21 protein-coding genes and 3 tRNA genes are annotated in these 23,118 nt (G+C 64.7%); 20 read left to right on the top strand and 4 right to left on the bottom strand.

Translation table 11 applies throughout. The features are described 5' to 3' along the window. The first annotated feature begins 30 nt into the window (after window positions 1–30). From thrS to ACQGNJ_RS04850, 9 genes are all read left to right on the top strand, one after another. Window positions 31–1,932 carry a threonine--tRNA ligase gene (gene thrS / locus ACQGNJ_RS04890; protein ID WP_426688109.1) on the top strand — a complete coding sequence of 634 codons (1,902 nt, stop codon included), beginning with the start codon at window positions 31–33 and terminating at the stop codon, window positions 1,930–1,932. A gap of 44 nt (window positions 1,933–1,976) precedes the next feature. Next, on the top strand, window positions 1,977–2,501 hold the full coding sequence (gene infC / locus ACQGNJ_RS04885; protein ID WP_426688143.1) for a translation initiation factor IF-3: 525 nt from the start codon (window positions 1,977–1,979) through the stop codon (window positions 2,499–2,501). Between the two features lie 285 nt (window positions 2,502–2,786). After that, window positions 2,787–2,984 carry a 50S ribosomal protein L35 gene (rpmI, locus tag ACQGNJ_RS04880; RefSeq protein ID WP_426688108.1) on the top strand — a complete coding sequence of 66 codons (198 nt, stop codon included), beginning with the start codon at window positions 2,787–2,789 and terminating at the stop codon, window positions 2,982–2,984. 11 nt (window positions 2,985–2,995) lie between these two features. Beyond that, complete coding sequence (gene rplT / locus ACQGNJ_RS04875) at window positions 2,996–3,355, top strand: 50S ribosomal protein L20 (protein WP_072757645.1); 360 nt, start codon at window positions 2,996–2,998, stop codon at window positions 3,353–3,355. 141 nt (window positions 3,356–3,496) lie between these two features. Next, window positions 3,497–4,492: a phenylalanine--tRNA ligase subunit alpha gene (pheS, locus tag ACQGNJ_RS04870; protein ID WP_426688107.1), complete on the top strand. Its 996-nt coding sequence runs from the start codon at window positions 3,497–3,499 to the stop codon at window positions 4,490–4,492. A 24-nt stretch (window positions 4,493–4,516) separates the two neighbouring features. Further along, window positions 4,517–6,895, top strand: a complete 2,379-nt coding sequence (gene pheT, locus ACQGNJ_RS04865) for a phenylalanine--tRNA ligase subunit beta (protein ID WP_426688106.1) — start codon at window positions 4,517–4,519, stop codon at window positions 6,893–6,895. A 1-nt stretch (window position 6,896) separates the two neighbouring features. Beyond that, the gene (ihfA, locus tag ACQGNJ_RS04860; protein ID WP_007804491.1) at window positions 6,897–7,196 is read left to right on the top strand and encodes an integration host factor subunit alpha; all 300 of its coding nucleotides are present in this window, start codon (window positions 6,897–6,899) and stop codon (window positions 7,194–7,196) included. Next, complete coding sequence (locus tag ACQGNJ_RS04855) at window positions 7,177–7,533, top strand: MerR family transcriptional regulator (RefSeq protein ID WP_007804493.1); 357 nt, start codon at window positions 7,177–7,179, stop codon at window positions 7,531–7,533. Before ihfA ends, ACQGNJ_RS04855 begins: the two co-directional genes overlap by 20 nt. Before the next feature lie 62 nt (window positions 7,534–7,595). After that, window positions 7,596–7,672 (top strand) — tRNA-Pro (locus ACQGNJ_RS04850). Window positions 7,673–7,817: 145 nt separating this feature from the next. Here the strand turns inward: ACQGNJ_RS04850 and serA are convergent. Further along, on the bottom strand, window positions 7,818–9,050 hold the full coding sequence (gene serA / locus ACQGNJ_RS04845) for a phosphoglycerate dehydrogenase (RefSeq protein ID WP_426688105.1): 1,233 nt from the start codon (window positions 9,048–9,050) through the stop codon (window positions 7,818–7,820). A gap of 120 nt (window positions 9,051–9,170) precedes the next feature. On the opposite strand from serA, the gene ACQGNJ_RS04840 reads away from it, so the two are divergent. After that, window positions 9,171–10,562 carry an FAD-binding oxidoreductase gene (locus tag ACQGNJ_RS04840; RefSeq protein ID WP_426688104.1) on the top strand — a complete coding sequence of 464 codons (1,392 nt, stop codon included), beginning with the start codon at window positions 9,171–9,173 and terminating at the stop codon, window positions 10,560–10,562. A 63-nt stretch (window positions 10,563–10,625) separates the two neighbouring features. Next, window positions 10,626–11,585: a prolyl aminopeptidase gene (gene pip, locus ACQGNJ_RS04835; protein WP_426688103.1), complete on the top strand. Its 960-nt coding sequence runs from the start codon at window positions 10,626–10,628 to the stop codon at window positions 11,583–11,585. A 24-nt stretch (window positions 11,586–11,609) separates the two neighbouring features. Here pip and upp read toward each other — a convergent pair whose 3' ends face one another. The 3 genes from upp to ACQGNJ_RS04820 all read right to left on the bottom strand — a co-directional run bounded on the left by upp (window position 11,610) and on the right by ACQGNJ_RS04820 (window position 14,444). Further along, window positions 11,610–12,254, bottom strand: coding sequence for a uracil phosphoribosyltransferase (gene upp / locus ACQGNJ_RS04830; RefSeq protein WP_426688102.1), 645 nt, complete (start codon window positions 12,252–12,254; stop codon window positions 11,610–11,612). Window positions 12,255–12,358: 104 nt separating this feature from the next. Then, the gene (locus ACQGNJ_RS04825) at window positions 12,359–12,721 is read right to left on the bottom strand and encodes a PsiF family protein (protein WP_426688101.1); all 363 of its coding nucleotides are present in this window, start codon (window positions 12,719–12,721) and stop codon (window positions 12,359–12,361) included. Between the two features lie 226 nt (window positions 12,722–12,947). Then, complete coding sequence (locus ACQGNJ_RS04820; protein WP_426688100.1) at window positions 12,948–14,444, bottom strand: aminotransferase class III-fold pyridoxal phosphate-dependent enzyme; 1,497 nt, start codon at window positions 14,442–14,444, stop codon at window positions 12,948–12,950. A 285-nt stretch (window positions 14,445–14,729) separates the two neighbouring features. On the opposite strand from ACQGNJ_RS04820, the gene ACQGNJ_RS04815 reads away from it, so the two are divergent. The 9 genes from ACQGNJ_RS04815 (at window position 14,730) to queA (ending at window position 23,116) form a co-directional block, all read left to right on the top strand. Further along, the gene (locus ACQGNJ_RS04815; RefSeq protein ID WP_426688099.1) at window positions 14,730–15,659 is read left to right on the top strand and encodes an ABC transporter ATP-binding protein; all 930 of its coding nucleotides are present in this window, start codon (window positions 14,730–14,732) and stop codon (window positions 15,657–15,659) included. A 46-nt stretch (window positions 15,660–15,705) separates the two neighbouring features. Continuing rightward, a complete protein-coding gene (locus tag ACQGNJ_RS04810; RefSeq protein ID WP_426688142.1) occupies window positions 15,706–16,449 on the top strand; it encodes an ABC transporter permease in 744 nt (247 codons plus the stop codon). A gap of 44 nt (window positions 16,450–16,493) precedes the next feature. Continuing rightward, the gene (locus ACQGNJ_RS04805) at window positions 16,494–17,714 is read left to right on the top strand and encodes a sensor histidine kinase (RefSeq protein ID WP_426688098.1); all 1,221 of its coding nucleotides are present in this window, start codon (window positions 16,494–16,496) and stop codon (window positions 17,712–17,714) included. 53 nt (window positions 17,715–17,767) lie between these two features. Beyond that, window positions 17,768–18,370 (top strand): response regulator, encoded by a 603-nt coding sequence (locus ACQGNJ_RS04800; RefSeq protein ID WP_426688097.1) that lies wholly within the window; start codon window positions 17,768–17,770, stop codon window positions 18,368–18,370. A gap of 630 nt (window positions 18,371–19,000) precedes the next feature. Next, window positions 19,001–19,072: transfer RNA gene (locus ACQGNJ_RS04795), tRNA-OTHER, on the top strand. Window positions 19,073–19,075: 3 nt separating this feature from the next. Beyond that, window positions 19,076–19,151 (top strand) — tRNA-Asp (locus ACQGNJ_RS04790). Between the two features lie 396 nt (window positions 19,152–19,547). Continuing rightward, window positions 19,548–20,672: a slipin family protein gene (locus ACQGNJ_RS04785; RefSeq protein ID WP_426688096.1), complete on the top strand. Its 1,125-nt coding sequence runs from the start codon at window positions 19,548–19,550 to the stop codon at window positions 20,670–20,672. A 54-nt stretch (window positions 20,673–20,726) separates the two neighbouring features. Further along, entirely contained in the window at window positions 20,727–21,947 is a 1,221-nt protein-coding gene (locus ACQGNJ_RS04780; RefSeq protein ID WP_426688095.1) for an RtcB family protein, read from the top strand. A 137-nt stretch (window positions 21,948–22,084) separates the two neighbouring features. Beyond that, window positions 22,085–23,116 carry a tRNA preQ1(34) S-adenosylmethionine ribosyltransferase-isomerase QueA gene (queA, locus tag ACQGNJ_RS04775; protein ID WP_426688094.1) on the top strand — a complete coding sequence of 344 codons (1,032 nt, stop codon included), beginning with the start codon at window positions 22,085–22,087 and terminating at the stop codon, window positions 23,114–23,116. Window positions 23,117–23,118: the final 2 nt, after the last annotated feature.

Raw genomic sequence — 23,118 nt, 5'->3', positions numbered from 1 at the left:
CCCTTTTTTGCTTTTCAGAGAATGGTTCCCATGATTGAAATCACGCTACCCGACGGCAGCAAACGGCCGTTCGATCATCCCGTTACCGTGCAGGACGTGGCCGCCTCGATCGGCGCCGGTCTGGCCAAGGCGACCCTGGCCGGCAAGGTTGACGGCAAGCTGGTCGATGCCAGCTTCATGATCGAGCACGACGCCAGCCTGCAGATCGTCACCGAGAAGAGCCCCGAGGCGCTGGAGATCCTGCGCCATTCCACCGCGCATTTGATGGGGCAGGCCGTGCAGCGGCTGTTCCCGGGGGCGCAGGTCACGATCGGTCCGGTGATCGACAACGGCTTCTATTACGACTTTGCCTATGAGCGACCGTTCACGCCGGATGATCTGCCCAAGATCGAGGCGGAAATGCACAAGCTTGTTGCCGAACAGTTGCCGGTGACGCGCAGCGTGAAGTCGCGCGACGAGGCGGTGGCGTTCTTCCGTGGCCTGGGCGAGAACTACAAGGCCGAGATCATCGCGTCGATCCCGTCCGACGAGCCGCTGTCGCTGTATTCCCAGGGCGAGTTCACCGATCTGTGCCGTGGCCCGCACGTGCCCGATACCGGCAAGCTGCGCGCGTTCAAGCTGATGAAGGTGGCCGGCGCGTACTGGCGTGGCGATTCCAACAACGCCATGCTGACCCGCATCTACGGCACCGCCTGGCTCAACGACAAGGACCTGAAGGCGTACCTGTACCAGCTGGAAGAAGCCGAGAAGCGCGACCATCGCAAGATCGGCAAGCAGCTGGACCTGTTCCATCAGCAGGAAGAAAGTCCGGGCATGGTGTTCTGGCACCCGAACGGCTGGGCGATCTGGCAGCAGGTCGAGCAGTACATGCGCGGCGTGTACAAGAGCAGCGGCTATCAGGAAATACGCTGTCCGATGGTGCTGGACGTGTCGCTGTGGAAGAAGTCCGGGCACTGGGACAACTACGCCGAGAACATGTTCTTCACCGAGTCGGAAAAGCACACGTTCGCGCTGAAGCCGATGAACTGCCCGGGCCACGTGCAGGTGTTCAATACCGGCCTGCACAGCTACCGCGAACTGCCGATCCGCTATGGCGAATTCGGTGGATGCCACCGCAACGAACCGTCCGGCGCGCTGCACGGCATCATGCGCGTGCGTGCGTTCACCCAGGACGACGGCCACATCTTCTGCACGCCGGAGCAGGTCGAGTCTGAAGTCACCGCCTTCCACCTGCAGGCGATGAAGGTCTACGCCGATTTCGGCTTCACCGACCTGGCGATCAAGCTGGCGCTGCGCCCCGAAAAGCGCATCGGTTCCGACGAATTCTGGGATCGCACCGAGGAAATGCTGCGTCGTGCGCTGCGTGCGGCCGGTGTGGAGTGGGAGGAGTTGCCGGGCGAGGGCGCGTTCTACGCCCCCAAGATCGAGTACCACCTGAAGGACTCGATCGGCCGCGCCTGGCAGGTCGGTACCATGCAGGTCGATTTCATGATGCCGGAGCGGCTGGGCGCCGAATACGTCGACGAACACTCGCAAAAGAAGCATCCGGTGATGTTGCACCGGGCCATCGTGGGCTCGATGGAGCGTTTCATCGGCATCCTGATCGAGCACCATGCCGGCCTGCTGCCGCCGTGGCTCGCTCCGGTGCAGGCGGTGGCGTTCAGCATCACCGACGCCCAGGCTGATTATGTCCGCGAGGTGACGCAAACCCTTGTCGACAAAGGTTTCCGGGTACAATCGGATTTGCGCAACGAGAAAGTCGGCTATAAAATCCGCGAACATACGATGCAGAAAGTGCCGTATCTGCTCGTGGTCGGTGACCGCGAGAAAGAGACGGGGACGGTTTCTGTACGTACGCGTTCCGGTGAAGATCTCGGCAGCATGCCGCTGGCCGACTTCGTCGAGCGACTGGAGACCGAAACCCGACGCTGAGCGTCTGGCGGTCAGTGACATTACTTCTTCTGGAGGATCGTGGTATCGCAACCACCGACAACAAGGGCAATCGTCGTAACCTGGAAATCCGTGTGCCGCGGGTGCGTGTCATTGGTGCCGAGGCGGAACAGCTCGGCATCCTGACCCGTGACGAGGCGCTGGCGCTGGCGCAGGAAGCTGGCATGGATCTGGTCGAGATCCAGCCCAATGGTGATCCGCCGGTCTGCCGCATCATGGACTACGGCAAGTTCAAGTTCGAGGCCCAGAAGAAAGTCCAGGCCGCCAAGAAGAAGCAGAAGCAGGTCGAGATCAAGGAAGTGAAGTTCCGTCCGGTCACCGACGTGGGCGACTACCAGATCAAGCTGCGCAACATGCTTCGCTTCCTCGAGGAAGGCGACAAGGTCAAGGTCACCATCCGCTTCCGTGGCCGCGAGATGTCGCATCAGGATCTGGGTCAGAATCTGGCCAAGAGGATCCAGGAAGACATCGGCGAGAACGGTCAGGTCGAGTCTTTCCCGCGACTGGAAGGGCGTCAGATGGTCATGATGATCGGTCCGAAGAAGAAATAAGAGCTGCCGCGGCATCTTCGGTGCCGCGGTGCCCGTGGGAGCGCACCCTGTGCGCGATGCTTTTTGTCGACGTGACGGAAAGAGCATCGCGCACAGGGTGCGCTCCTACTGGTATCCGGGGATTGAACTCCGTATAATCGTGGGTTCGACCCGCCTGGATGGGTCGTGCACCGATCGTGGCAGGACGGAAAGCGTGGCAGGATTCCCTCGGGATCGCAGTCACCGCCAGATCAGTCAGAAACCGGGACGTCCGCATTCGGATCCGTCCCACTCAAGGAGCATTCCATGCCCAAGATCAAGACCAACCGGGCGGCTGCGAAGCGTTTTCGCAAGACCGCGTCGGGCAAGATCAAGTGCGGCCACGCGTACAAGTCGCACATCCTGACCAAGAAGTCGACCAAGCAGAAGCGTGGTCTCCGTGCACCGAACCACCTGAAGGCGTGTGATGCGCCCAGCGTGATTCGCATGCTGCCCTACTTGTAAGGAGATAGACCATGGCTCGTGTAAAGCGTGGCGTCACCGCCCGTCGTCGTCACAAGAAAGTCATCGGCCGTGCGAAGGGTTACTACAATGCCCGCCGCAAGGTCTTCCGCGTTGCCAATCAGGCCGTCATCAAGGCCGGTCAGTACGCCTATATCGGCCGCAAGCAGCGCAAGCGTCAGTTCCGCGCGTTGTGGATCGTCCGCATCAACGCCGCTGCGCGCATGTTCGGTCTTTCCTACAGCCGCCTGATCAATGGCTTGAGCAAGGCCGGTATCACCGTCGACCGCAAGGTTCTCGCTGACATCGCCGTGCACGACATCAAGGCGTTTGAAGTGATCGCCGAGAAAGCGAAGGCCAGTCTGGCGGCGTAGTTTGTGCGCTCATCCTTGATCGCGAAGATCAAGAGCGGCCATCCATGGCCGCACTCTTCAAAAGAGCGAACGTTCGCGGGGAGGAGGCCAAAGCCTTCTCCCCGTTTTCGTTTCTGTGGGTCCTCAGTGGGAATCGCATCGATGGATGATCTGGACAGCCGCGCCGCTCAGGCGCTGGGCGATATCGACAAGGCCGACACGCTGGAGGCGCTCGATGCGCTGCGCGTGGGCCTGCTGGGCAAAAGTGGCATCGTCACTGCCGCGCTGAAGACGCTCGGTGCACTGGCGCCGAACGAGCGCAAGGCGCGCGGTGCCGAGGTGAATCGGGTCAAGGAGCAGCTGGCTGATGCGCTGGCCGCGCGCAAGCAGGTGCTGGAACAGGCCGAACTGGAACGCCGCCTTGCTTCGGAGAAGCTCGACATCAGCCTGCCAGGTCGCGACGGCGAGCGCGGCGGCATCCATCCGATCACGCGTGCGCTGGAGCGCATTTCCTCGATCTTCGCTCGATTGGGCTACCAGCGTGCGGACGGCCCGGAAATCGAGGACGACTGGCACAACTTCGAGGCGCTGAATTTTCCGCCGCACCATCCGGCGCGCGCCATGCACGACACCTTCTACTTCGGCGACGGACGCCTGCTGCGCACGCACACTTCGCCGGTGCAAATTCGTGCCATGGCCGGTCGGCAGCCGCCGATCCGGATCATTGCGCCGGGCAAGGTCTACCGCAGCGATTCGGACCAGACCCACTCGCCGATGTTCCACCAGATCGAAGGCCTGCTGATCGACGAGACGTCCAGTTTCGCCGACCTCAAAGGTACGCTGGCCGAGTTCATCCGCGCGTTCTTCGAGCGTGATTTCGAGATGCGTTTCCGCCCCAGCTATTTCCCGTTCACCGAGCCCTCGGCCGAGGTCGATATCCGCTGGGACGCTGAAGACGGCTCGACGCGCTGGCTGGAAGTGCTCGGCTGCGGCATGGTCCATCCGAACGTGCTGAAGAATTGCGGCATCGATCCGGAGCGCTACACCGGTTTTGCCTTCGGCCTCGGCGTGGAGCGCTTCGCGATGCTGCGCTACGGCGTGTCCGATCTGCGCGCGTTCTTCGAGAACGATCTGCGCTTCCTCAAGCAGTTCGCCTGAACCGCAGCACAGGGATCCAAGAGCATGAAATTCTCCGAGAACTGGCTGCGCGAGCTGGTGCAGATCAAGGCCGACCGCGCCGAGCTGGCCCATGCGCTGACCATGGCTGGACTGGAAGTGGAAGAACTCACGCCACTGGGCGACGATCTCGCCGGCGTGGTCATCGCCCAGATCATCGCCGCCGAAAAGCATCCGGAAGCCGATCGCCTGCAGGTATGCAAGGTGGACGCCGGGCGGGGCGAGCCATTGCAGATCGTCTGCGGCGCCCCGAACGCGCGCGTGGGCATCAAGGTGCCGCTCGCCATGGTGGGCGCGGAATTGCCCGGCGGTATCGCGATCAAGGCGGCGAAGCTGCGTGGTGTCGAATCGTCCGGCATGTTGTGTTCGGCCAGGGAGCTCGGCATCGACACCGATGCATCCGGCTTGCTGGAGCTGCCGGCTGATGCGCCGGTCGGCCAGTCGCTGGCCGATTACCTTGGTTTGCCCGACGCCAGTTTCGAGCTGAAACTCACCCCGAACCGTCCCGACTGCCTCGGTCTGTTCGGCCTGGCGCATGACGTGGCGGCCTTGTTCGGCAGTGCGGTGCAGATGCCGGCGCAGGCTGTGGCGCCGGTCGCCAGTCAGGCGCGTCGCGGCATTCGCCTGGAGGCCGGCAAGGATGCACCGCGTTACCTCGGGCGCATCATCGAAGGCATCGATCCGGCCGCGCGTACACCGCTCTGGCTGGCCGAGCGCCTGCGTCGCGCCGGCCTGCGTTCGATCAGCGCCGTGGTGGACGTCACCAACTACGTGATGCTGGAACTGGGCCAGCCGCTGCATGCGTTCGACAACGACACGCTGGAAGGCGACATCGTGGTGCGTCACGCGCGTGCGGGCGAGACCCTGCAACTGCTTGATGGCAACGAAGCGAGGCTGGATGAGGGTTTCGTGCTGATCGCCGACGAGCACAAGGCGCTGGCGGTGGCTGGCGTGATGGGCGGGTTTGATTCGCGCGTCACCGATGCCACCAGCAACATCTTGCTGGAGTCCGCGCACTTTGCGCCGGCCGCGATCATGGGGCGCGCGCGCAAGCTGGGCCTGCATACCGATGCCTCACATCGCTTCGAGCGTGGCGTCGATCCCGCGCTGCCACGGCGTGCGCTGGAGCGTGCGACCGAACTGCTGCTGGCGATTGCCGGGGGCAAGGCGGGTCCGGTGCTGGTGGCGGAGAACCTGGCTGACCTGCCGGTGCCGACCGCAGTGGCGCTGCGACGGGCCCGCCTCAAACGCGTGCTGGGGGTCGAGGTGGCCGACGCCGAGGTTGCGCGCATCTTCACCGCCCTGGGCATGCAGGTGGTGGCGACTGCCGATGGTTGGCAGGTCACCGCACCAAGCAGCCGCTTCGACATCGAGCGCGAAGAAGATCTGATCGAGGAAGTGGCCCGGATCTTCGGTTACGACAACATCCCTGCGGCGACGCCGGCCGGCGCGCTGACCCTGGCGGTCGAGCCGGAGGCGCGGATCAATGAGTTGGCGTTGCGCGAGCAACTGGCCGCGCGCGGTTATTACGAGGCGGTCAACCTTTCCTTCGTGGCTGCCGACCTGCTGGCCAGCTGGGGCTTCAAGGAACATCCGGTGCCGCTGGCCAATCCGCTGTCGGCTGATCTGGCGGTGATGCGACCCTCGCTGCTGCCCGGCCTGATCGAAGCGCTGCGTCACAACCGCGCGCGCCAGCAGGAGCGGGTACGCCTGTTCGAGGTGGCGCGGGTGTTCGCGGCCGGTGATCCCCCGGTCGAAACCCCCAGCCTGGCCATCGTTGCCTGCGGCAACGCCCGTGCCGAACAGTGGGGTGAACCCTCGCGGCCGCTCGATTTTCACGACCTCAAGGGTGACCTTGATGCGCTGATTGCCTGGGGTGGCGAGCCGCAGCGATGGTCGGTGCATGCCGATGGCCTGCCGGGCTGGCTGCATCCGGGGCGTGGTGCAAGGGTTGCCCGCGATGGCGCGACGGTGGGCTACCTTGGCGCGCTGCACCCGCAACTGGCGCGGGTGCTGGATCTGGGCACCGATGTGCATGTGCTCGAACTGGCCCTGGAGCCCGTTCTGCAGCGGCGGCTGCCGCTGGCGCTGAGCGTGGCCCGTTTCCCGGCGGTGCGCCGCGACATTGCGGTGGATGTGCCGGAAACGGTCGCCTGGTCACAGATTGAACAGGTGGTTCGCAGCACGCTGGGCGAGCGGCTGAAGGAACTTCGCCTTTTTGACCGCTACAGCGGCAAGGGGGTCGAAGCAGGCCGAAAAAGTCTCGCTATGGGCTTGATTTTGCAGGACGCTTCACGCACCCTTACTGACGACGACGCGGACCGTTGCGTACGAGAAGCGATAGCTGCGTTGGAGCAAACATGCAAGGCGAAGTTGCGAGGATGAGATGGCGCTGACCAAGGCGGAAATGGCCGAGCGGCTTTTCCTCGACGTAGGCCTCAACAAGCGTGAGGCGAAGGAATTCGTGGACGCCTATTTCGAGGTGGTCCGCGGAGCGCTGGAGAATGGCGAGCAGGTGAAGTTGTCCGGTTTCGGCAATTTCGACCTGCGCCTGAAGAACCAGCGGCCAGGGCGCAATCCCAAGACCGGCGAGGAGATTCCGATCTCCGCCCGCCGCGTGGTGACGTTCCGACCGGGACAAAAACTCAAGGTAAGAGTCGAGGGCTATGCTGGATCAAGGGAATAACACCGAACTGCCTGCCATCCCGGCCAAGCGCTACTTCACCATTGGTGAGGTAGGCGAGTTGTGCGGTGTGAAACCCCATGTGCTGCGCTACTGGGAGCAGGAGTTTCCCGCGCTCAATCCGGTCAAGCGTCGTGGCAACCGTCGCTATTACCAGCGGCACGACGTACTGATGATCCGCCAGATCCGCTCGCTGCTTTACGACGAGGGTTTCACCATCACCGGCGCGCGTGCACGGCTGGAAGGCCCGCAGGCGCGCATGGAAGCGAGCATGTCGCACCAGATCGTGCGCCAGGTGCGGATGGAACTGGAAGAAGTACTGACGCTTTTGCGTCGCTGAAGCGAAATTCCCGCTTCCGGCAGCACGCCACAAGCTGCTAGAATCGTCGTTTGCTGTTTCGTCGGGGCGTAGCGCAGCCTGGTAGCGCATCTGCCTGGGGGGCAGAGGGTCGTCGGTTCAAATCCGGCCGCCCCGACCAATTCGGCATGGACATGAAAAAAGCGCCCCTCGGGCGCTTTTTTCATGTCGGGATCTGGCATTCGGGATTGGGGATTCGGAAGAGCAATAGCGAAGCCGCAACTCAGCTCTTCCGAATGCCCAGTTCCGACTCCCGAATCCCGGCCTCAATACAGCACGCGGCTGCGCAAGGTTCCGGGAATCGCTGCCAGCTGCGTCTTCAGCTCGTCCGCCTGGGCCTCGTCGGCGCTGACATCGATCACCACGTAACCCACTTCGCTGTCGGTCTGCAGGAACTGCGCGTCGATATTGATGTTGCCGGCGGAAAACAGTTCGTTGATGCGCGACAGCGTGCCCGGCACGTTGCGGTGGATGTGCAGCAGGCGGCGGCTGTGCGGGTGTTCGGGCAGGGTGACCTCGGGGAAGTTCACCGCAGACAGGGTGGAGCCGTTGTCGCTGTAACGCACCAGCTTGCTGGCCACCTCGATGCCGATATTGTCCTGCGCCTCCAGCGTGCTGCCGCCGATGTGCGGGGTCAGGATGACGTTGTCCATGCCGACCAGTGGCGAGACGAACGGATCGTCGTTGCCTTTCGGTTCGGCCGGGAACACGTCCACCGCGGCGCCCGCGAGGTGACCATTGCGCAGCAGCGCGGCCAGCGCCTCGATGTCCACCACGCTGCCGCGCGAGGCGTTGATCAGCATCGTGCCGGCGCGCATCTTCGCCAGTTGCTCGTGACGTATCATCAATTGCGTGGCTGGGGTTTCCGGCACGTGCAAGGTGACGACGTCGGAGCGCTCCAGCAGTTCGTCGAGGCTCGCTACGGCGCGGGCATTGCCCAGCGACAGCTTGCTTTCGATGTCGTGGAAGATCACCCGCATGCCGAGGCTTTCGGCCAGTACGCCGACCTGGGTGCCGATGTGGCCGTAACCGACGATGCCGAGCACCTTGTCGCGTGTTTCGTAGCTGCCGCTGGCCGACTTGGACCAGCCACCGCGATGGCATTGCGCGTTCTTCTGCGGAATGCCACGCAGCAGCATGATCGCCTCGGCGATCACCAGTTCGGCCACGCTGCGGGTATTGGAGTAGGGCGCGTTGAACACCGGCACGCCCGATTTGCGCGCCGCGCCCAGATCCACCTGGTTGGTGCCGATGCAGAAGCAGCCCACGGCGATCAGCCGCTTGGCGTGGCCCAGCACTTCGCTGGTGAGCTGGGTGCGTGAGCGGATGCCGACGATGTGCGCATCACTGATGCGCTGGATGAGCTCGTCCTCCGGCAGCGACTTCGCATGCAGTTCGACATGGCTGTAGCCGGCCCGGTGGAACACATCGACCGCGCTGGCGCTCACTCCCTCCAGCAGCAATACCTTGATGTCCTGGCGCGGGTAGGAAGTCTGCATGGGTCGTTCCGTAGTTGAGGGAGAGGCTGGCCCGACCAGAGTAGGTGAGGATTTGCGGCACTGCAACACTGGACTCGGCAGGGTGCGGCTGGCAGTCTGTGCGAACACTTGGAGCCTTGCATGTCCGACCCCCGCCTCGCCGACCTGTCCGTTCGTCTGCCCGATCTGCGCCTGCTCACGGCTGCCGGCGATCTCGAACATTACGGGCGCGACTGGACCCGCCGCTGGACGCCGGCACCGCTGGCGATTGCCTTGCCGGCCACGGTCGAGGAGGTGCAGGCGATCGTGCGCTGGGCGAATGAGCACGGCGTGGCGGTCGTGCCTTCGGGCGGCCGTACCGGCCTTTCGGGCGGTGCGGTGGCGGCCAGCGGCGAACTGGTGCTTAGCCTTGAGCGGATGAACCGGGTGCTCGATTTCAACCCGGTCGATCGCACCCTCACCGTGCAGGCGGGGATGATCCTGCAGCAGGTGCAGGACGCAGCTCGCGCACATGGCCTGTTGTACCCGGTCGACTTCGCCGCCCGCGGCTCGTGCTCGATCGGCGGCAACATCGCCACCAACGCCGGCGGTATCCGGGTGATCCGGTATGGCAACACGCGGGAGTGGGTCGCCGGGCTGAAAGTGGTGGCTGGCAGCGGCGAGCTGCTCGAGCTCAACCGCGGCCTGATCAAGAACTCCAGCGGCTACGACTTCCGCCAGTTGATGATCGGTTCGGAAGGAACCCTGGGCATCGTGGTCGAGGCGACGCTGAAATTGACCGATCCTGCGCCCGCATCCCAGGTGATGCTGCTGGCGCTGCCGGACATGGATGCGCTGATGGAAGTGTTCGCGCTGTTCCGCGCGCGGGTGTCCTTGCAGGCGTTCGAGTTCTTCACCGATCAGGCGCTGCAGCACGTGCTGGCCCACGGAGCGCAGCGGGCGATCGATGGTGATCACCCGTATTACGTGGTCACCGAGTTCGATGCGAGCGACGAGCCGCAGCGCGAAGCCGCGCTGGGTGCATTCGAGCACGCACTGGAACAGGGTTGGGTCAGCGACGGCGTGATCGCGCAGAGCGAGGCGCAGGCAGCGGCATTGTGGCGTCTGCGCGAAGGCATCACCGAGAGCCTGGCGCCGCGCCAGCCGTACAAGAATGACGTGTCGGTGCGGATCAGCGCGGTGCCGGCATTCCTGTGCGAAATGCAGGCCCTGCTGGCGAGCGAGTACCCCGGCATCGAGGTGATCTGGTTCGGCCACATTGGCGACGGCAACCTGCATATCAACGTGCTGCGGCCGGACGCGCTGGACGAGCACGCCTTCATCGTCCAGTGCGAGAAGGTGACCCGCATGCTCGCGTCGACCCTGCATTGCCACGGTGGCAGCATTTCCGCCGAGCACGGCATCGGCCTGGTCAAGCGCGCGTACCTGGAAAGCACCCGCAGCGCGGCGGAAATTGCCTTGATGCGGGGCGTGCGCAAGGTGTTCGACCCGCGCGGCATCCTCAATCCCGGCAAGCTCTTCACGGACCCCTGAAGGCCCGGCAAGCGGCGTGCGTGCTAGTCTTCAGGGCTTGTTCGTTGCTCATGAGGAGCTGTCATGCCGTCGTCGCCGCTGCGTTCGCTGTACCCCGAAATCGAACCGTTCGACAGCGGCATGCTCCAGGTGTCGCCGCTGCATACGCTGTATTACGAGCAAAGCGGCAACCCGAACGGCAAGCCGGCCGTATTCCTGCATGGCGGCCCGGGCGGTGGCACCAACCCGAAATGCCGGCGCTTCTTCGATCCGGCGATCTACCGCATCGTGCTGTTCGACCAGCGCGGCTGTGGCAAGTCCACACCGCACGCGGAACTCACCGACAACACCACCTGGGACCTGGTGGCCGACATCGAACGCCTGCGTCAGCACCTGGCCATCGACCGCTGGCAGGTGTTCGGCGGTTCGTGGGGTTCGACGCTGGCGCTGGCCTACGCGCAGACGCATCCGGACAAGGTGACCGAGCTGGTCCTGCGCGGCATCTTCATGCTGCGTCGCGCCGAACTGGAGTGGTTCTACCAGAAGGGTTGCGATGCCTTGTATCCCGATGCCTGGGAGACTTACCTGGAGGCGATCCCCGAGGTCGAGCGCGGCGACCTGATGAGCGCGTACCATCGTCGGCTGACCAGCGAAGATGCGTCGATCCGCACCGCCGCGGCACGCGCCTGGTCGGTATGGGAGGGTGCCACCAGCTTCCTGTGGCAGGACAAGTCGCACATCGAATCCAGCGGCGAAGACGAGTTTGCGCTGGCGTTCGCGCGGATCGAATGCCACTACTTCGTCAATGGAGGCTTCTTCGAGCACGATGATCAGCTGCTGCGCAATATCGATCGCATCCGCAACATTCCCGCGGTGATCGTGCAGGGCCGCTACGACGTGGTCTGTCCCCTGCGCAGCGCATGGGACCTGCATCGGGCCTGGCCCGAGGCCGAGCTGCGCATCGTGCAGGACGCTGGCCATTCCGCGTTCGAGCCGGGCATCCTGCATCAGTTGCTGGAGGCGACCGATCGATTCGGCCGGTGAACTCGCCAAACCGGTGGCCTGATCTCAGTCGTTCGCCGGCAACTGCTTGGTCCCGAAGATCTTGTCGCCGGCGTCACCGAGGCCTGGCAGGATGTAGCCGTACTCGTTGAGGCGCTGGTCGATCGACGCGGTATAGATTTCGATATCCGGATGCTTCGCGGTGATGCGTTCCAGTCCCTCGGGTGCGGCGACCAGGAACAGCCCCTTGATGCGTTTGCAGCCGGCGGCCTTGAGCATGTCGACGGTGGCGACCAGGGTGCCGGCGGTGGCCAGCATCGGGTCGACGATCAGGGCGATGCGCTCGTCCATGCGGCCAGTGAGCTTCTCGTAATAGGTGACGGGCTTCAGGGTCTGCTCGTCCCGTTGCAGGCCGACCACGCTGACCTTGGCGGCCGGGATCATGTCCAGCACGCCCGGCAGCATGCCCAGGCCCGCGCGCAGGATCGGCACGATGGTGATCTTGCGGCCCTTGATCCGCTGTACCTGCATGGGCCCGGCCCAGCCCTCGATCTCTTCCTCGACAGTTTCCAGGTCCTTGGTGGCCTCGTAGGTGAGCAGTGCGGCGACCTCGGAGGCCAGCTCGCGGAATTCCTTGGTGCTGATGCCGGCTCGACGCATCAGGCCCAGCTTGTGCTGGATCAGCGGGTGGCGGACTTCGACGATCTTCATGGGGCAACTGACTTCAATGGCGGCGCCGCGGCGACAGTCAGTGAGCTTAGCGAAGCTCCGCTGCCCACGCACGCACAGCCTGCGTGGGCAGCGGCCGATGTGCCTCAATGCATGGCGGGTGCGGTATCGCCGCCTTTCAGGCAGGTACTCATGAACGCCTTGCGTTCGGCACCCTTGAGCGCCTTGGTCTTGGCGTCGGCGTTGCAGGTCTTCATTTTTTCCTGCTGGGCGGCCTTGGCCGAAGGCGCGGCCGCCGTGCCCTGACCCTTCAGGCAGGAGCTCATGAAGGCCTTGCGTTCGTCGCCTTTCTTGCCGGTAGCCTGCTTGTTGCAGTCCGCCATGCGCTGCTGCTGCGCGGTGCGTGGCTTGGCTGGCGCAGCGGTACTGGCTTGCGGCGTGGCGGCGAGGGTGGCGCCGGCAAAGGCGAAGGCGGCACTGATCGCAAGCAGACGTAGTGACATCGACATCGTTGAGTCCTCCCTGGGTAACCGGCTGCTGCCGGCCGGATCAGTCTATGCAGGGAAGCTCCCTCGCGTCTGCAGGCAAGATCTTGCGTGCATGAAGTATTCAGCCGCAGCGCCTCGTCGTGCCTGGCTGGCGCGCGCGTGGGCGGATGGCTGCACCAGCCCGCGAAAGTGGCGAGGCCGCGCCGGATGGGCCAGCGCGGCCTCGGGGCTCAAATGAAAGTCGGGATCAGGCGGCTTCGGCCTCGGCCTTGCGAGGTCCTTCGAGCAGTGCCTTGCGCACGTGCGCCACGATCAGGTCGATCTCGGCACTGGTGACCTTGAAGTGCGGGGTGAAGCGCAGCGAGTTGGTGCCGCCGTGGATCACGCCGATGCCGTGTTCGCGCATGTATTCCTCGGTGGAGCCGGCGCCGTAGCACTTGTACTGGGGCGCCAGTTCGCAGGAAAACAGCAGGCCGGTGCCCTGCACCTTGGTGATCAGGCCGCCCAGCTCGTTCTTCAGCGCAGTGAGCTTGTCGACGAATTCGCGGCCGCGCTCGCGGATGTTGCTGCGTACTTCGTCGGTCAGCTCGCCCAGTGTGGCCAGCGCCACGTCCAGCGCGCGCGGGTTGGCGGTCATCGTGTTGCCGTAGATGCCCTTGCGATACAGCGCGGCGGTGTGTTCGCTGACGGCCAGCACCGACAGCGGATACTGTCCGGCGTTGAGCGCCTTGGAGAAAGTCTCCATGTCCGGCGGCGGCAGGTGCTCGAAGCCGGGATAGTCGACGAACGACAGCACGCCGTGCGCGCGCAGGCCGGCCTGGATCGAGTCGATCAGCAGCAGGCTGCCGTGTGCCTGGGTCAGCTCGCGCGCCGCCTTGTAGAACTCGGCGGTGACCGCGCGACCGGGGTCGCCTTCGCCCATCACCGGCTCCAGGAACATCGCCTCGATGAACCAGCCGTGCTTGTCGGCATCGGCAAAGGCGGCCTCAAGCTGGGCCACGTCATACGGAGCCACGGTGATCACGCTGTTTTCGTGGCGGTAGCTGGCCAGGTTCTGCTGGTAGGCCTTGCGGCTGGAATCGGAATACAGCGCGGGCTTCTCGGTGCGGCCGTGGAACGCCCCCTTCACCGCCAGGCGCTTGATCGTGCGGCCGGCGTAACGACCGCCTTCGTCGGTCATCGTCTTGGCGTTGACGTCGGCAATGCGACAGGCCAAGGTGACCGATTCGGAGCCTGAATTGAGGCACATGTAGCGCTTGTACGGGCTGCCACCGCGGCTGCGGCCCAGTTCCTTGTTCAACGCCGCGGTGAAGCGCAACTGCGCCACGCTGGGTGACATCACGTTGGCCATCACCTGCGGGCGACCGAGCGCCGCCAGGATTGCCGCGTCGTTGTGACCGAAGCCGAGCATGCCGTAGCCGCCGTTGTCGTGCACCACCGCGCCTTTCAGCGTGACGATCCAGGGGCCGCGGGCGGCGGCCGGCAAGTAGGGGTTGATCGCGTCGTCGGGATAGAAATTGACGAAGCCGGCCTGTGCCTGGGCCAGCTGCTCGCTTTCATCGAGCTTGAGGAAGTCTCCCAGCTCGGCGCGCAACTCGTGGTGGCGGACGACGGCCTCGCCGATCGCCTTGACCAGCAGCGGGTCATTCGCTGCCATGCGCTCGATGCTGGCATCGTCCAGACCGATCGTGCGCGGCTTGCCGCCGAAATCGCGCAGTTCGCGCAGCTGGTTGAGCACACCCATGATGAATCCTCCGTAGCTCTGCCGGGCGGCAACCTGGGCCGCATGGCGGATTGGTGAATGCGTGACGAGAAACGCGGCTTGTCGCGCGTCTCTCCAATGATTTCAGTCGCTTGGGGCCGCCGCAAAGGGTCTTTCAGGGCGATCCTATCCCTCACAGGATACCTTGGCCCGTCAACCGCCGTAACCCCCGGGGCCGGGTGACGGCTGTCATCCGGGATGGCTGACGGGAGCGACTGCCATCCCGTTCGGGCCAGGCGCAGCATGACTGCCACTGGAGGATTTCCCATGCCGCATGCCAACCCACCGATTGCCCGCCTCGCCGGCGCCGTCAAACGTTATGGACCACTCACCGCGCTGGACGGTGCCGATCTGGAGGTTCGCCCGGGCGAATTGCTGGCTCTGCTCGGACCCAACGGCGCGGGCAAGACCACCGCGATCGCCCTGCTGCTGGGGTTGATCCGCGCCGATGCAGGCAGCGTGCAGCTGTTTGGCGCCGACCCGCAGGCGATCGAGCCGCGTCGGCGGATCGGGGTGATGCTGCAGCACGCCGAGTTGCCGCCGACGCTGCGCGTGGGCGAGTTGTTGCGGCTGACCGCCAGCTATTACCCGAACCCGCGTTCGCTGCAGGAGTCGGCCGAACTGGCCCGCGTGAGCGACCTGCTGAAGCGCCCTTACGCGAAGCTTTCCGGCGGCCAGCAGCGACGCGTGCAGTTCGCCCTGGCGCTGTGCGGTCGCCCCGAACTGCTGTTCCTCGACGAACCGACCGTGGGGATGGACATCGAGGCGCGCCAGCAGCTGTGGACGACGATCCGTCGGCTCATCGGCGAAGGCTGCGCGGTGCTGCTCACCACGCACTATCTGGAAGAGGCCGAGGCGCTGGCCGACCGGGTCTGCGTGATGGCGCATGGCCGGGTGATCCACGAGAGTACGGTCGACGCCTTGCGCGCCAGGGTGGCGCTCAAGCGCATCCGCTGCATCAGCTCGGTGGATAGCCTGGTGGTCGGTGGCTGGCCGTCGGTGAGCGACGCCCAGCTGCGGCAAGGCCGCCTGCACGTGACCACCGCGGAGGCGGAGATGGTCGTGCGGCGGCTGCTCGCTGCCGACCCGCAGCTGAGCGAACTGGAAGTGCAGCGCGCCGGACTGGCCGAGGCATTTACCGAACTTACCCGTGAGGCCGATGAGGCCTCCGCACCAACGCAGCGCGAGGTGGCCTGACGTGAATACCGCAATGCCGATCCAGCAGACATTCTCCGGCGCCCCGATGTCGGCGCGGCGCGTGGCGGGCGCCTATCTTGCCGAGATGCGCAGCGAATGCCTGCGCTACCTGCGCTCGCCCGGTTTCATCCTGCCGATGACCTTGTTCTCGACGGTGTTCTACCTGATGTTCGGGGTGATCATCAATCACGGCAACGCAGATGCCGCGCGCTATCTGCTGGCCAGTTACAGCGCGTTCGGCATCATGGGGCCGGGGTTGTTCGGCTTCGGCGTCTCGCTGGCGATCGAGCGCGATGGCGGCCTGCTCACCCTCAAGCGGGCGTTGCCGATGCCGCCTGGCGCGTATCTGCTGGGCAAGATGGTGATGGCGATGATCGCGGCCACCGTGGTAACCGTGCTGCTCTTGTTGATCGGGGTGTTCCTGGCCCACGTCGTGTTGACCTGGGGCCAGATGCTGGCCTTGTTGCTCACCGGCATGTTCGGCGTGTTGCCGTTCTGTGCGCTGGGCATGTACGTCGGTACCCTGATCAAGGGGCAGGGCGCGCCCGGCTTGCTCAACCTGGTCTATCTGCCGATGTCCTTCCTGTCGGGCCTGTGGTTGCCGCTGTCGATGCTGCCGGGAGTGCTGCGGCAGCTTGCCCCGATCTGGCCCAGCTATCACCTCAATCAGCTGACCCAGGCGGCAGTAGGTCTGAACCAGGGGCCGCTGCTGTCGCACGTGCTGGTGCTGGTCGGCTTTGCCGCGGGATTCCTGCTGCTGGCGGCGCGACGTCTGCGCCGGTACGGTTGAAGTAGCATGCACTGCATTCCGCACCTGCCGCGAAACGCCACGCCATGATCCCTGCGCTGATCGCCCGATGGTTTGTTCCGGCGCCGGATTCCGCCGCCGCCGACGACTTGCGACGCGGCAAGTCGCCCTGGGCCGACAGCGTGCACCTGCTGTGGTCGCTGTGGATTTTCATCACGCCGATGTTCGACCATGGCTTGCGCGGCTACACCATGACCTGGCTGCTGTTCACGCTGGCCTCGTATCCGCTGTTCCTGCTGTTGTTCGCCAGGGTCCAGCTGGCCTCGCGCCGGACCGCCCATTTCTACGCATGGGCGATGGCAGCGTTGTGCTTCGCGCTGATGCGCTGGTATCCCAGCGGGCTCAGCTATTTCGTCTACGCCTGCGTGATGCTCAGTCACTGCGACCTGCGCCAGTTCCGGAGTTATGTGCTCCAGGTCCTGGCGCTCAACGCGATCTATGTGGGGGTGGCGTGGTGGATCGGTTACCCGAGTGTCTTGCTGGTGATCATGCCGGTCACCGTATTCGTGATCTGCATCATCGTCACCGTCGAGCAACTCCACCATGAAAAGGATGCGGCGCTCAGCCTTTCCCATGACGAAGTACGCCGGCTCGCCGCCACCGCGGAGCGCGAGCGGATCGGTCGCGACCTGCACGATCTGCTGGGCCATACGCTGTCGCTGATCACGTTGAAGCTGGAACTGTCGCGCAAATTGTTCGATCGCGATGTAGAGGCGGCGAAGCGCGAAGTGGAGGAAGCGGAGAAGGTCGCCCGCCACGCGCTGGCCGAAGTGCGCAGTGCGGTCACCGGCATCCGCGCCACCGATCTGGCGGCCGAACTCGCCTCCGCCCGATTGCTGCTGGAATCGTCGCGTGTGCACCTGGAATACAACGCCGCGGCGATCGACATGCCGGCCGAGATCGAGCGCGGCCTCTCGCTGGTGTTGCGCGAGGCGGTGACCAATATCGCGCGGCATGCTGCGGCCACTTGCGTGCAGATTGAACTGCGCCGCGAGCACGCCACCGTCTGCATGCGGATCAGCGACAACGGCCGCGGCGGCATCGCCACCGATGGCAATGGCATGAGCGGAATGCGCGAGCGTGTACGCGCCCTGGGCGGCAGCCTGGCTGTGGAATCGCCGCCCGGCGGTGGCACGCAGCTGCGCGTGGGGGTGCCGGTACCGGTGCTGCGCCTGGTCGAGCCATTGCGCGCACCGGCGGCAGGCGCATCGCCGGCGCGGACCACACCCGGGTATCCTGCCGCCTGATCGGGCGCTGCGGCTCGCGCGTCGGCATTCTCTTTCCACAGACAGGTAATCACATGATTCGCGTCTTGCTGGCCGAAGATCAGGCCATGGTGCGCGGTGCGCTGTCGGCACTGCTGAATCTGGAATCCGACATCGAGGTGCTCGGCTCGGCCGCCGATGGCGAGATCGCCTGGCGCGAACTGCAGCGGTTGAAGCCCGACGTGCTGGTCACCGACATCGAGATGCCCGGGCTGACCGGGCTGGAACTGGCGCAGCGCATCCAGCGGCAGGAATTGCCGATCAAGGTGGTCATCGTCACCACCTTCGCGCGGCCCGGCTTCCTGCGTCGCGCACTCGATGCAGGCGTGTCCGGTTACCTGTTGAAGGACGCGCCCGCCGAGAATCTCGCCGAGGCACTGCGTACCGTGCATCGTGGCGGCCGTGCGATCGATCCGCAGCTGGCACTGGAAGCCTGGTCCGAAGCCGATCCGCTGAACGACCGCGAGCGCCAGATATTGCGGCTGGCCGGCGAAGGGCAATCCGCCGGTGATATCGCCACGCAATTGAATCTGTCGCACGGCACGGTGCGCAATTACCTTTCCGAGGCGATCGGCAAACTGGGCGTGGCGAACCGGATCGAGGCGTTCCGGCTGGCGCGACAAAAAGGCTGGTTATAAGAACCTTCCGGATATTGAATAAAATGCTTGCACCAGATAATCAATGCGCGTATTGTTCGCGTCCTTCGCCATCCCGGCGATAATCCGATGAAGAAACTTTCCATGTCTCTCTGCCCCGCCAGCTTGAACAAGCCATATGCATCGCGCAAAGGTCGCGATGCTGGCCTGTTCATGCGCGCTGAAAGGCACGACCTGGCAGGCGTTGTTCCCATAATCGACTGATCCCTTCGTGGAGATCGGTCACCCCGATCTCCCGAGGCAACGCGAACGCCCTCGGGTCGCCATACCCGGGGGCGTTTTGTTTTTGGCGTTTGCAAGGGACGTCCATGTATCGAGCCACTTTTGCGGAATTCGTTTCGCCCTGAAGCATCCGTTTGTTCGCAACCGAAGCAGGGGCGCGGCTGCGACCGGCGCATGTGCGCTGCGTCCCGATGCTTCGGCGCGGGCTGTGCGGGAAACGGGTACCCACAGATCGGGCATCAATGCCCACACCTATTGCCGGTTGGCAGCAGCCGGCAATCAGGAGCATCGAACCAACAGGCCCCAGCGGCATGGGCTCAAGCCCCATCCGGTGCGCGCGGCTTTGCCGGCAGCGTATGCCGGGGCCTGCAAGGCGGTGTTCCACCACGATGACGTTGGCTCAGCGGTAGAGCAGCAGGCTCGCGCCTGCAGGTCGCCGGTTCGAATCCGGCACGTCAGCCACTGGATAGCTCAGATGGGTAGAGCATCGGACTGTCAATCCGAGTGTCGCGGGTTCGAATCCCGCTCCACATGTGTACCAGGAACGAAAGTTCCGACCAGGAAACGCCTCGTGCAGTGCGCGACATGCAAGCCAGGAAGGCGGTCTGTCACGCAGGGCAGCGATGGCGGGGCCGGGCCTGCGTCCCGAGATCGGGCGATCGGATGTCGAGAGGAATGCTTTGCGGAACAGTGCGAGTATTCAGCGAAATATTCGATTCCCCTGAATGGCGCGCTGGCTTCGCCCCATTATCGTCAAGAGGCGTTTCCGCCTTATTTGTTTGAATCGACGCATGGTATTTCCATCGCGTTGATTATCCCGCGAGGGAGGACCTTCTGCGGCCCGATTATCTGAATGGACGAAGAGCACCGTAATGATCCGGCGGTGCATCCGTATTAATCGAAGGATCAAAAACAAGGATAATAAAGGAGTGTCACCATGTTCTGGATCAAGCAGGTCGTGATCGGCGACGGCGAGCGCGGCTTGCTGTATCGCAACCATCGGTTCCAGCGGGTCTTGCCGGCGGGCGTGTACCGCTACTTTGACCCGCGTGGCCGCGTGGCCGTCAGCGTGCACAACCTGGCAAAGCCGGAGTACGTCGGCGCGGATGCCGAGGTGCTGATGGCGCAGATGAGCGGAGAGCTGGCCGAGTGCTTCGGCGTGGCCGACATCGGCACGCAGCAGGTCGGTCTGGTGCTGAAGAACGGCAAGCTGGAAGACGTGCTCGCGCCGGGTACCCGCAAGCTGTACTGGAAAGGCCTGGTGCCGGTCGAGGTGCAGGCGGTGTCGCTGGCCGACACGCCGGAAATCGATGCGCGTGTGGCCAGCCGTCTGCGCCAGCTTGGCGTGCTTGGCAAGGTCGCGGTGACGGTGGACGTGCCGGTGGAGTCGGCGGGTCTGTTGTTTGTCGACAGCAAGCTGGTGCGTACGCTGGCGCCGGGTGCCTGGGCGTTCTGGAATTTCCAGAAGAACGTGGCGGCCGAGGTGATCGAACTGCGCGTGCAGTCGCTGGAGGTGTCGGGTCAGGAACTGCTGACCCGCGACAAGGTGAGCCTGCGCGTCAACCTGGCCGCCAGCCTGCGAGTGACCGATCCGGTCGCCGCACGTACCAAGGTGGCCAAGTACGGCGACTACCTCTATCGCGAGCTGCAGTACGGCCTGCGCAAGGCGGTGTCCGGCAAGACGCTGGACGAGCTGCTCGGTGACAAGGCCTCGCTGGATGCGGACATCTTTGCCTACGTGCGTGGCCGGGTCAGCGAGCTGGGGCTGGAAGTACTCGGGGTCGGCGTGAAGGACGTGATCCTGCCGGGCGAGATGAAGGACATCCTCAACAGCGTGGTGCAGGCGGAGAAGGCGGCCCAGGCCAACGTGATCCGCCGGCGCGAGGAGGCGAACGCCACGCGTTCGCTGCTCAACACCGCGCGGCTGATCGAGGAGAGCCCGACGCTGATGCGCCTGAAGGAGCTGGAGGCGCTGGAGAAGGTCACCGAGAAGATCGACAAGCTGACCGTGTTCGGCGGCCTGGACGGCGTGCTGAACCAGTTGGTCAGCCTGAAGCAGTAACCTCGTGGCGAGCGCACGGAAGCGGTCGCCACGATCCCAAGGCAAGGAAGGAAGATGAGTACCTCAAACTACGAATGGCTGCATGCCGAAGGCAGCACCACGCCGATCAAGGGCTGGGTGCACGGCGTGCCGCTGGAAGAATCCGCGAAGCAGCAGCTGCGCAACATCGCCGCGTTGCCTTTCGTCGGTCCGTGGGTCGCGGTGATGCCGGACGTGCATCTGGGCAAGGGCGCTACCGTCGGTTCGGTGGTGCCCACGCGCGGCGCGATCATCCCGGCTGCGGTCGGCGTCGATATCGGCTGTGGCATGGCCGCAGTGCGCACCACGCTGCGCGCGAACGACCTGCCGGACAACCTGGCGCAGCTGCGTTCGAGCATCGAGCGTGGCGTACCGGTCGGCAACGGGCGGGGCGGTGAGCACCACAAGCTGCCGGATGGCATCGCCGCGCAACTGGCTGAATCCGGCCTGGTCGCCCGGCTGGACGTGATCAAGGCAAAGCATCGCAAGATCCGCACCGACAAGCTGGAGCGGCAGATCGGCACGCTCGGCGGCGGCAACCATTTCATCGAGGTCTGCCTGGATGAATCCGATGCCGTGTGGGTGATGTTGCACTCCGGTTCGCGCGGTACCGGCAACCTGATCGGCAGCTACTTCATCGAACGGGCCCGCGAGGAGCTGGCGCAGCGCGTGTTGGGCTTCCAGCTGCCGGACAAGGATCTGGCCTTCTTCATGGAAGGCGAGCCGCTGTTCGGCGACTACGTGGAGGCGGTGTCCTGGGCGCAGGACTACGCCCGCGCCAACCGCGAGGCGATGATGGCGCGGGTGCTGGCCGAAATGCGCCATCGCTTGCCGAAGTTCCAGCTGGAGAAGCTGGCGGTGAACTGCCATCACAACTACGTGCAGAAGGAGATGCACGCCGACGAGGAACTGCTGGTCACCCGCAAGGGCGCGGTCAGTGCACGCGAGGGCGAGCTGGGCATCATCCCGGGCAGCATGGGCACGTGCAGCTACATCGTGCGTGGCAAGGGCAACCCGGACAGCTTCCACAGCTGCAGCCACGGTGCCGGCCGCGTGATGAGCCGTACCGCGGCGCGCCAGCAGATCACGCTGGCCCAGCACCGCGAGGCTACCGCCCACGTCGAGTGCCGCAAGGACGCGGCGGTGATCGACGAATCGCCGGCCGCGTACAAGTCGATCGACGCGGTGATGGCCGCGCAGACCGATCTGGTCGAGGTGGTGCATACGTTGCGTCAGGTGGTGTGCGTCAAGGGCTGAACGGAAAACCTTCGTCGGCTCGTGTCACTGGGCGCCGCTCCGCAAGGGGCGGCGCTTTTTCATGGGCGTGCCCTGCAGCGCCAGCTGCGGGATAATGCTGCGTTGCCCGCTGCGGGCGGGCGTTGCGCGAGTCTCCCTTGAAGAAGTCCGATTTCGATTTTGAACTGCCGCCCGAGCTGATCGCGCAGGCGCCGCTGGCCGAGCGCTCGGCCAGTCGCATGCTGCTGCTCGACGTGGCCGCACGGACGCGGCAGGACCGCATGTTCCGCGAGCTGCCCGACTTCCTGCGCCCTGGCGACCTGCTGGTGTTCAATGACACCCGCGTGCTGCCGGCGCGGCTGTACGGACGCAAGGACACCGGCGGTGCGGTGGAGATCCTGATCGAACGGGTCACCGGCGCGCATGAGGCCGTCGTGCAACTGGGTGTCAGCAAGAAGCCGAAAGAGGGCGGCCGCATCGAACTGGCTGACGGCAGTCATGCGCTGGTGCTGGGACGCGACGAAGGCTTCTTCCGGCTGCGCTTCGAAGCGCCGGAGCCGCTGGAGAAATTGCTGCTGAAACTGGGCGAAATGCCGTTGCCGCCGTATATCGAGCGGCACGCCGATGCCAGCGACATGGAGCGCTACCAGACCGTCTTCGCGCGCGAACCCGGCGCGGTGGCGGCACCGACCGCCGGGCTGCATTTCGACGAGGCAACCCTGGCCCGGCTGCGCGAACGCGGCATCGATTTCGGCTACGTCACCTTGCACGTCGGTGCCGGTACTTTCCAGCCGGTGCGCGCGGCCAATCTCGAAGATCACCACATGCATCGTGAGTGGCTCAACGTCGGCGCCCATCTGATCGGGCAGATCCGCCGCACCCGCGCCAATGGCGGACGGGTGATCGCGGTGGGCACCACCGTGGTGCGCGCACTGGAGAGTGCCAGCAAGGATGGCGAACTGCATCCGTTCGCCGGCGAAACGCAGATTTTCATCTTCCCCGGCTACCGCTTCAGCAGCATCGACGGCCTGCTGACCAACTTCCACCTGCCGCAATCGACCCTGTTGATGCTGGTGTCGGCGCTGGCGGGGCGGGAGTTCATCCTCGACGGTTACCGGCACGCGGTGGCGCAGGGTTACCGCTTCTTCTCCTACGGGGATGCCATGCTGATTCTCCCCAGCGGCGCATAGAG

It is taken from the genome of Rhodanobacter ginsengiterrae (assembly GCF_050026815.1).
Classification (GTDB): domain Bacteria; phylum Pseudomonadota; class Gammaproteobacteria; order Xanthomonadales; family Rhodanobacteraceae; genus Rhodanobacter; species Rhodanobacter ginsengiterrae.
Note: the sequence above shows the minus strand (reverse complement) of the source record. Positions and strands in the feature narration are given on the sequence as shown.

Coding starts and splice junctions, on each gene's coding strand:
- serA (WP_426688105.1), bottom strand. CDS start 9,050: ATGCAGACTTCCTACCCGCGCCAGGACATCAAGGTATTGCTGCTGGAG.
- rplT (WP_072757645.1), top strand. CDS start 2,996: ATGGCTCGTGTAAAGCGTGGCGTCACCGCCCGTCGTCGTCACAAGAAA.
- ACQGNJ_RS04805 (WP_426688098.1), top strand. CDS start 16,494: ATGATCCCTGCGCTGATCGCCCGATGGTTTGTTCCGGCGCCGGATTCC.
- thrS (WP_426688109.1), top strand. CDS start 31: ATGATTGAAATCACGCTACCCGACGGCAGCAAACGGCCGTTCGATCAT.
- pheS (WP_426688107.1), top strand. CDS start 3,497: ATGGATGATCTGGACAGCCGCGCCGCTCAGGCGCTGGGCGATATCGAC.
- ACQGNJ_RS04840 (WP_426688104.1), top strand. CDS start 9,171: ATGTCCGACCCCCGCCTCGCCGACCTGTCCGTTCGTCTGCCCGATCTG.
- upp (WP_426688102.1), bottom strand. CDS start 12,254: ATGAAGATCGTCGAAGTCCGCCACCCGCTGATCCAGCACAAGCTGGGC.
- rpmI (WP_426688108.1), top strand. CDS start 2,787: ATGCCCAAGATCAAGACCAACCGGGCGGCTGCGAAGCGTTTTCGCAAG.
- ihfA (WP_007804491.1), top strand. CDS start 6,897: ATGGCGCTGACCAAGGCGGAAATGGCCGAGCGGCTTTTCCTCGACGTA.
- ACQGNJ_RS04825 (WP_426688101.1), bottom strand. CDS start 12,721: ATGTCGATGTCACTACGTCTGCTTGCGATCAGTGCCGCCTTCGCCTTT.
- ACQGNJ_RS04780 (WP_426688095.1), top strand. CDS start 20,727: ATGAGTACCTCAAACTACGAATGGCTGCATGCCGAAGGCAGCACCACG.
- pip (WP_426688103.1), top strand. CDS start 10,626: ATGCCGTCGTCGCCGCTGCGTTCGCTGTACCCCGAAATCGAACCGTTC.
- pheT (WP_426688106.1), top strand. CDS start 4,517: ATGAAATTCTCCGAGAACTGGCTGCGCGAGCTGGTGCAGATCAAGGCC.
- ACQGNJ_RS04800 (WP_426688097.1), top strand. CDS start 17,768: ATGATTCGCGTCTTGCTGGCCGAAGATCAGGCCATGGTGCGCGGTGCG.
- ACQGNJ_RS04855 (WP_007804493.1), top strand. CDS start 7,177: ATGCTGGATCAAGGGAATAACACCGAACTGCCTGCCATCCCGGCCAAG.
- ACQGNJ_RS04785 (WP_426688096.1), top strand. CDS start 19,548: ATGTTCTGGATCAAGCAGGTCGTGATCGGCGACGGCGAGCGCGGCTTG.
- ACQGNJ_RS04820 (WP_426688100.1), bottom strand. CDS start 14,444: ATGGGTGTGCTCAACCAGCTGCGCGAACTGCGCGATTTCGGCGGCAAG.
- ACQGNJ_RS04815 (WP_426688099.1), top strand. CDS start 14,730: ATGCCGCATGCCAACCCACCGATTGCCCGCCTCGCCGGCGCCGTCAAA.
- ACQGNJ_RS04810 (WP_426688142.1), top strand. CDS start 15,706: ATGTCGGCGCGGCGCGTGGCGGGCGCCTATCTTGCCGAGATGCGCAGC.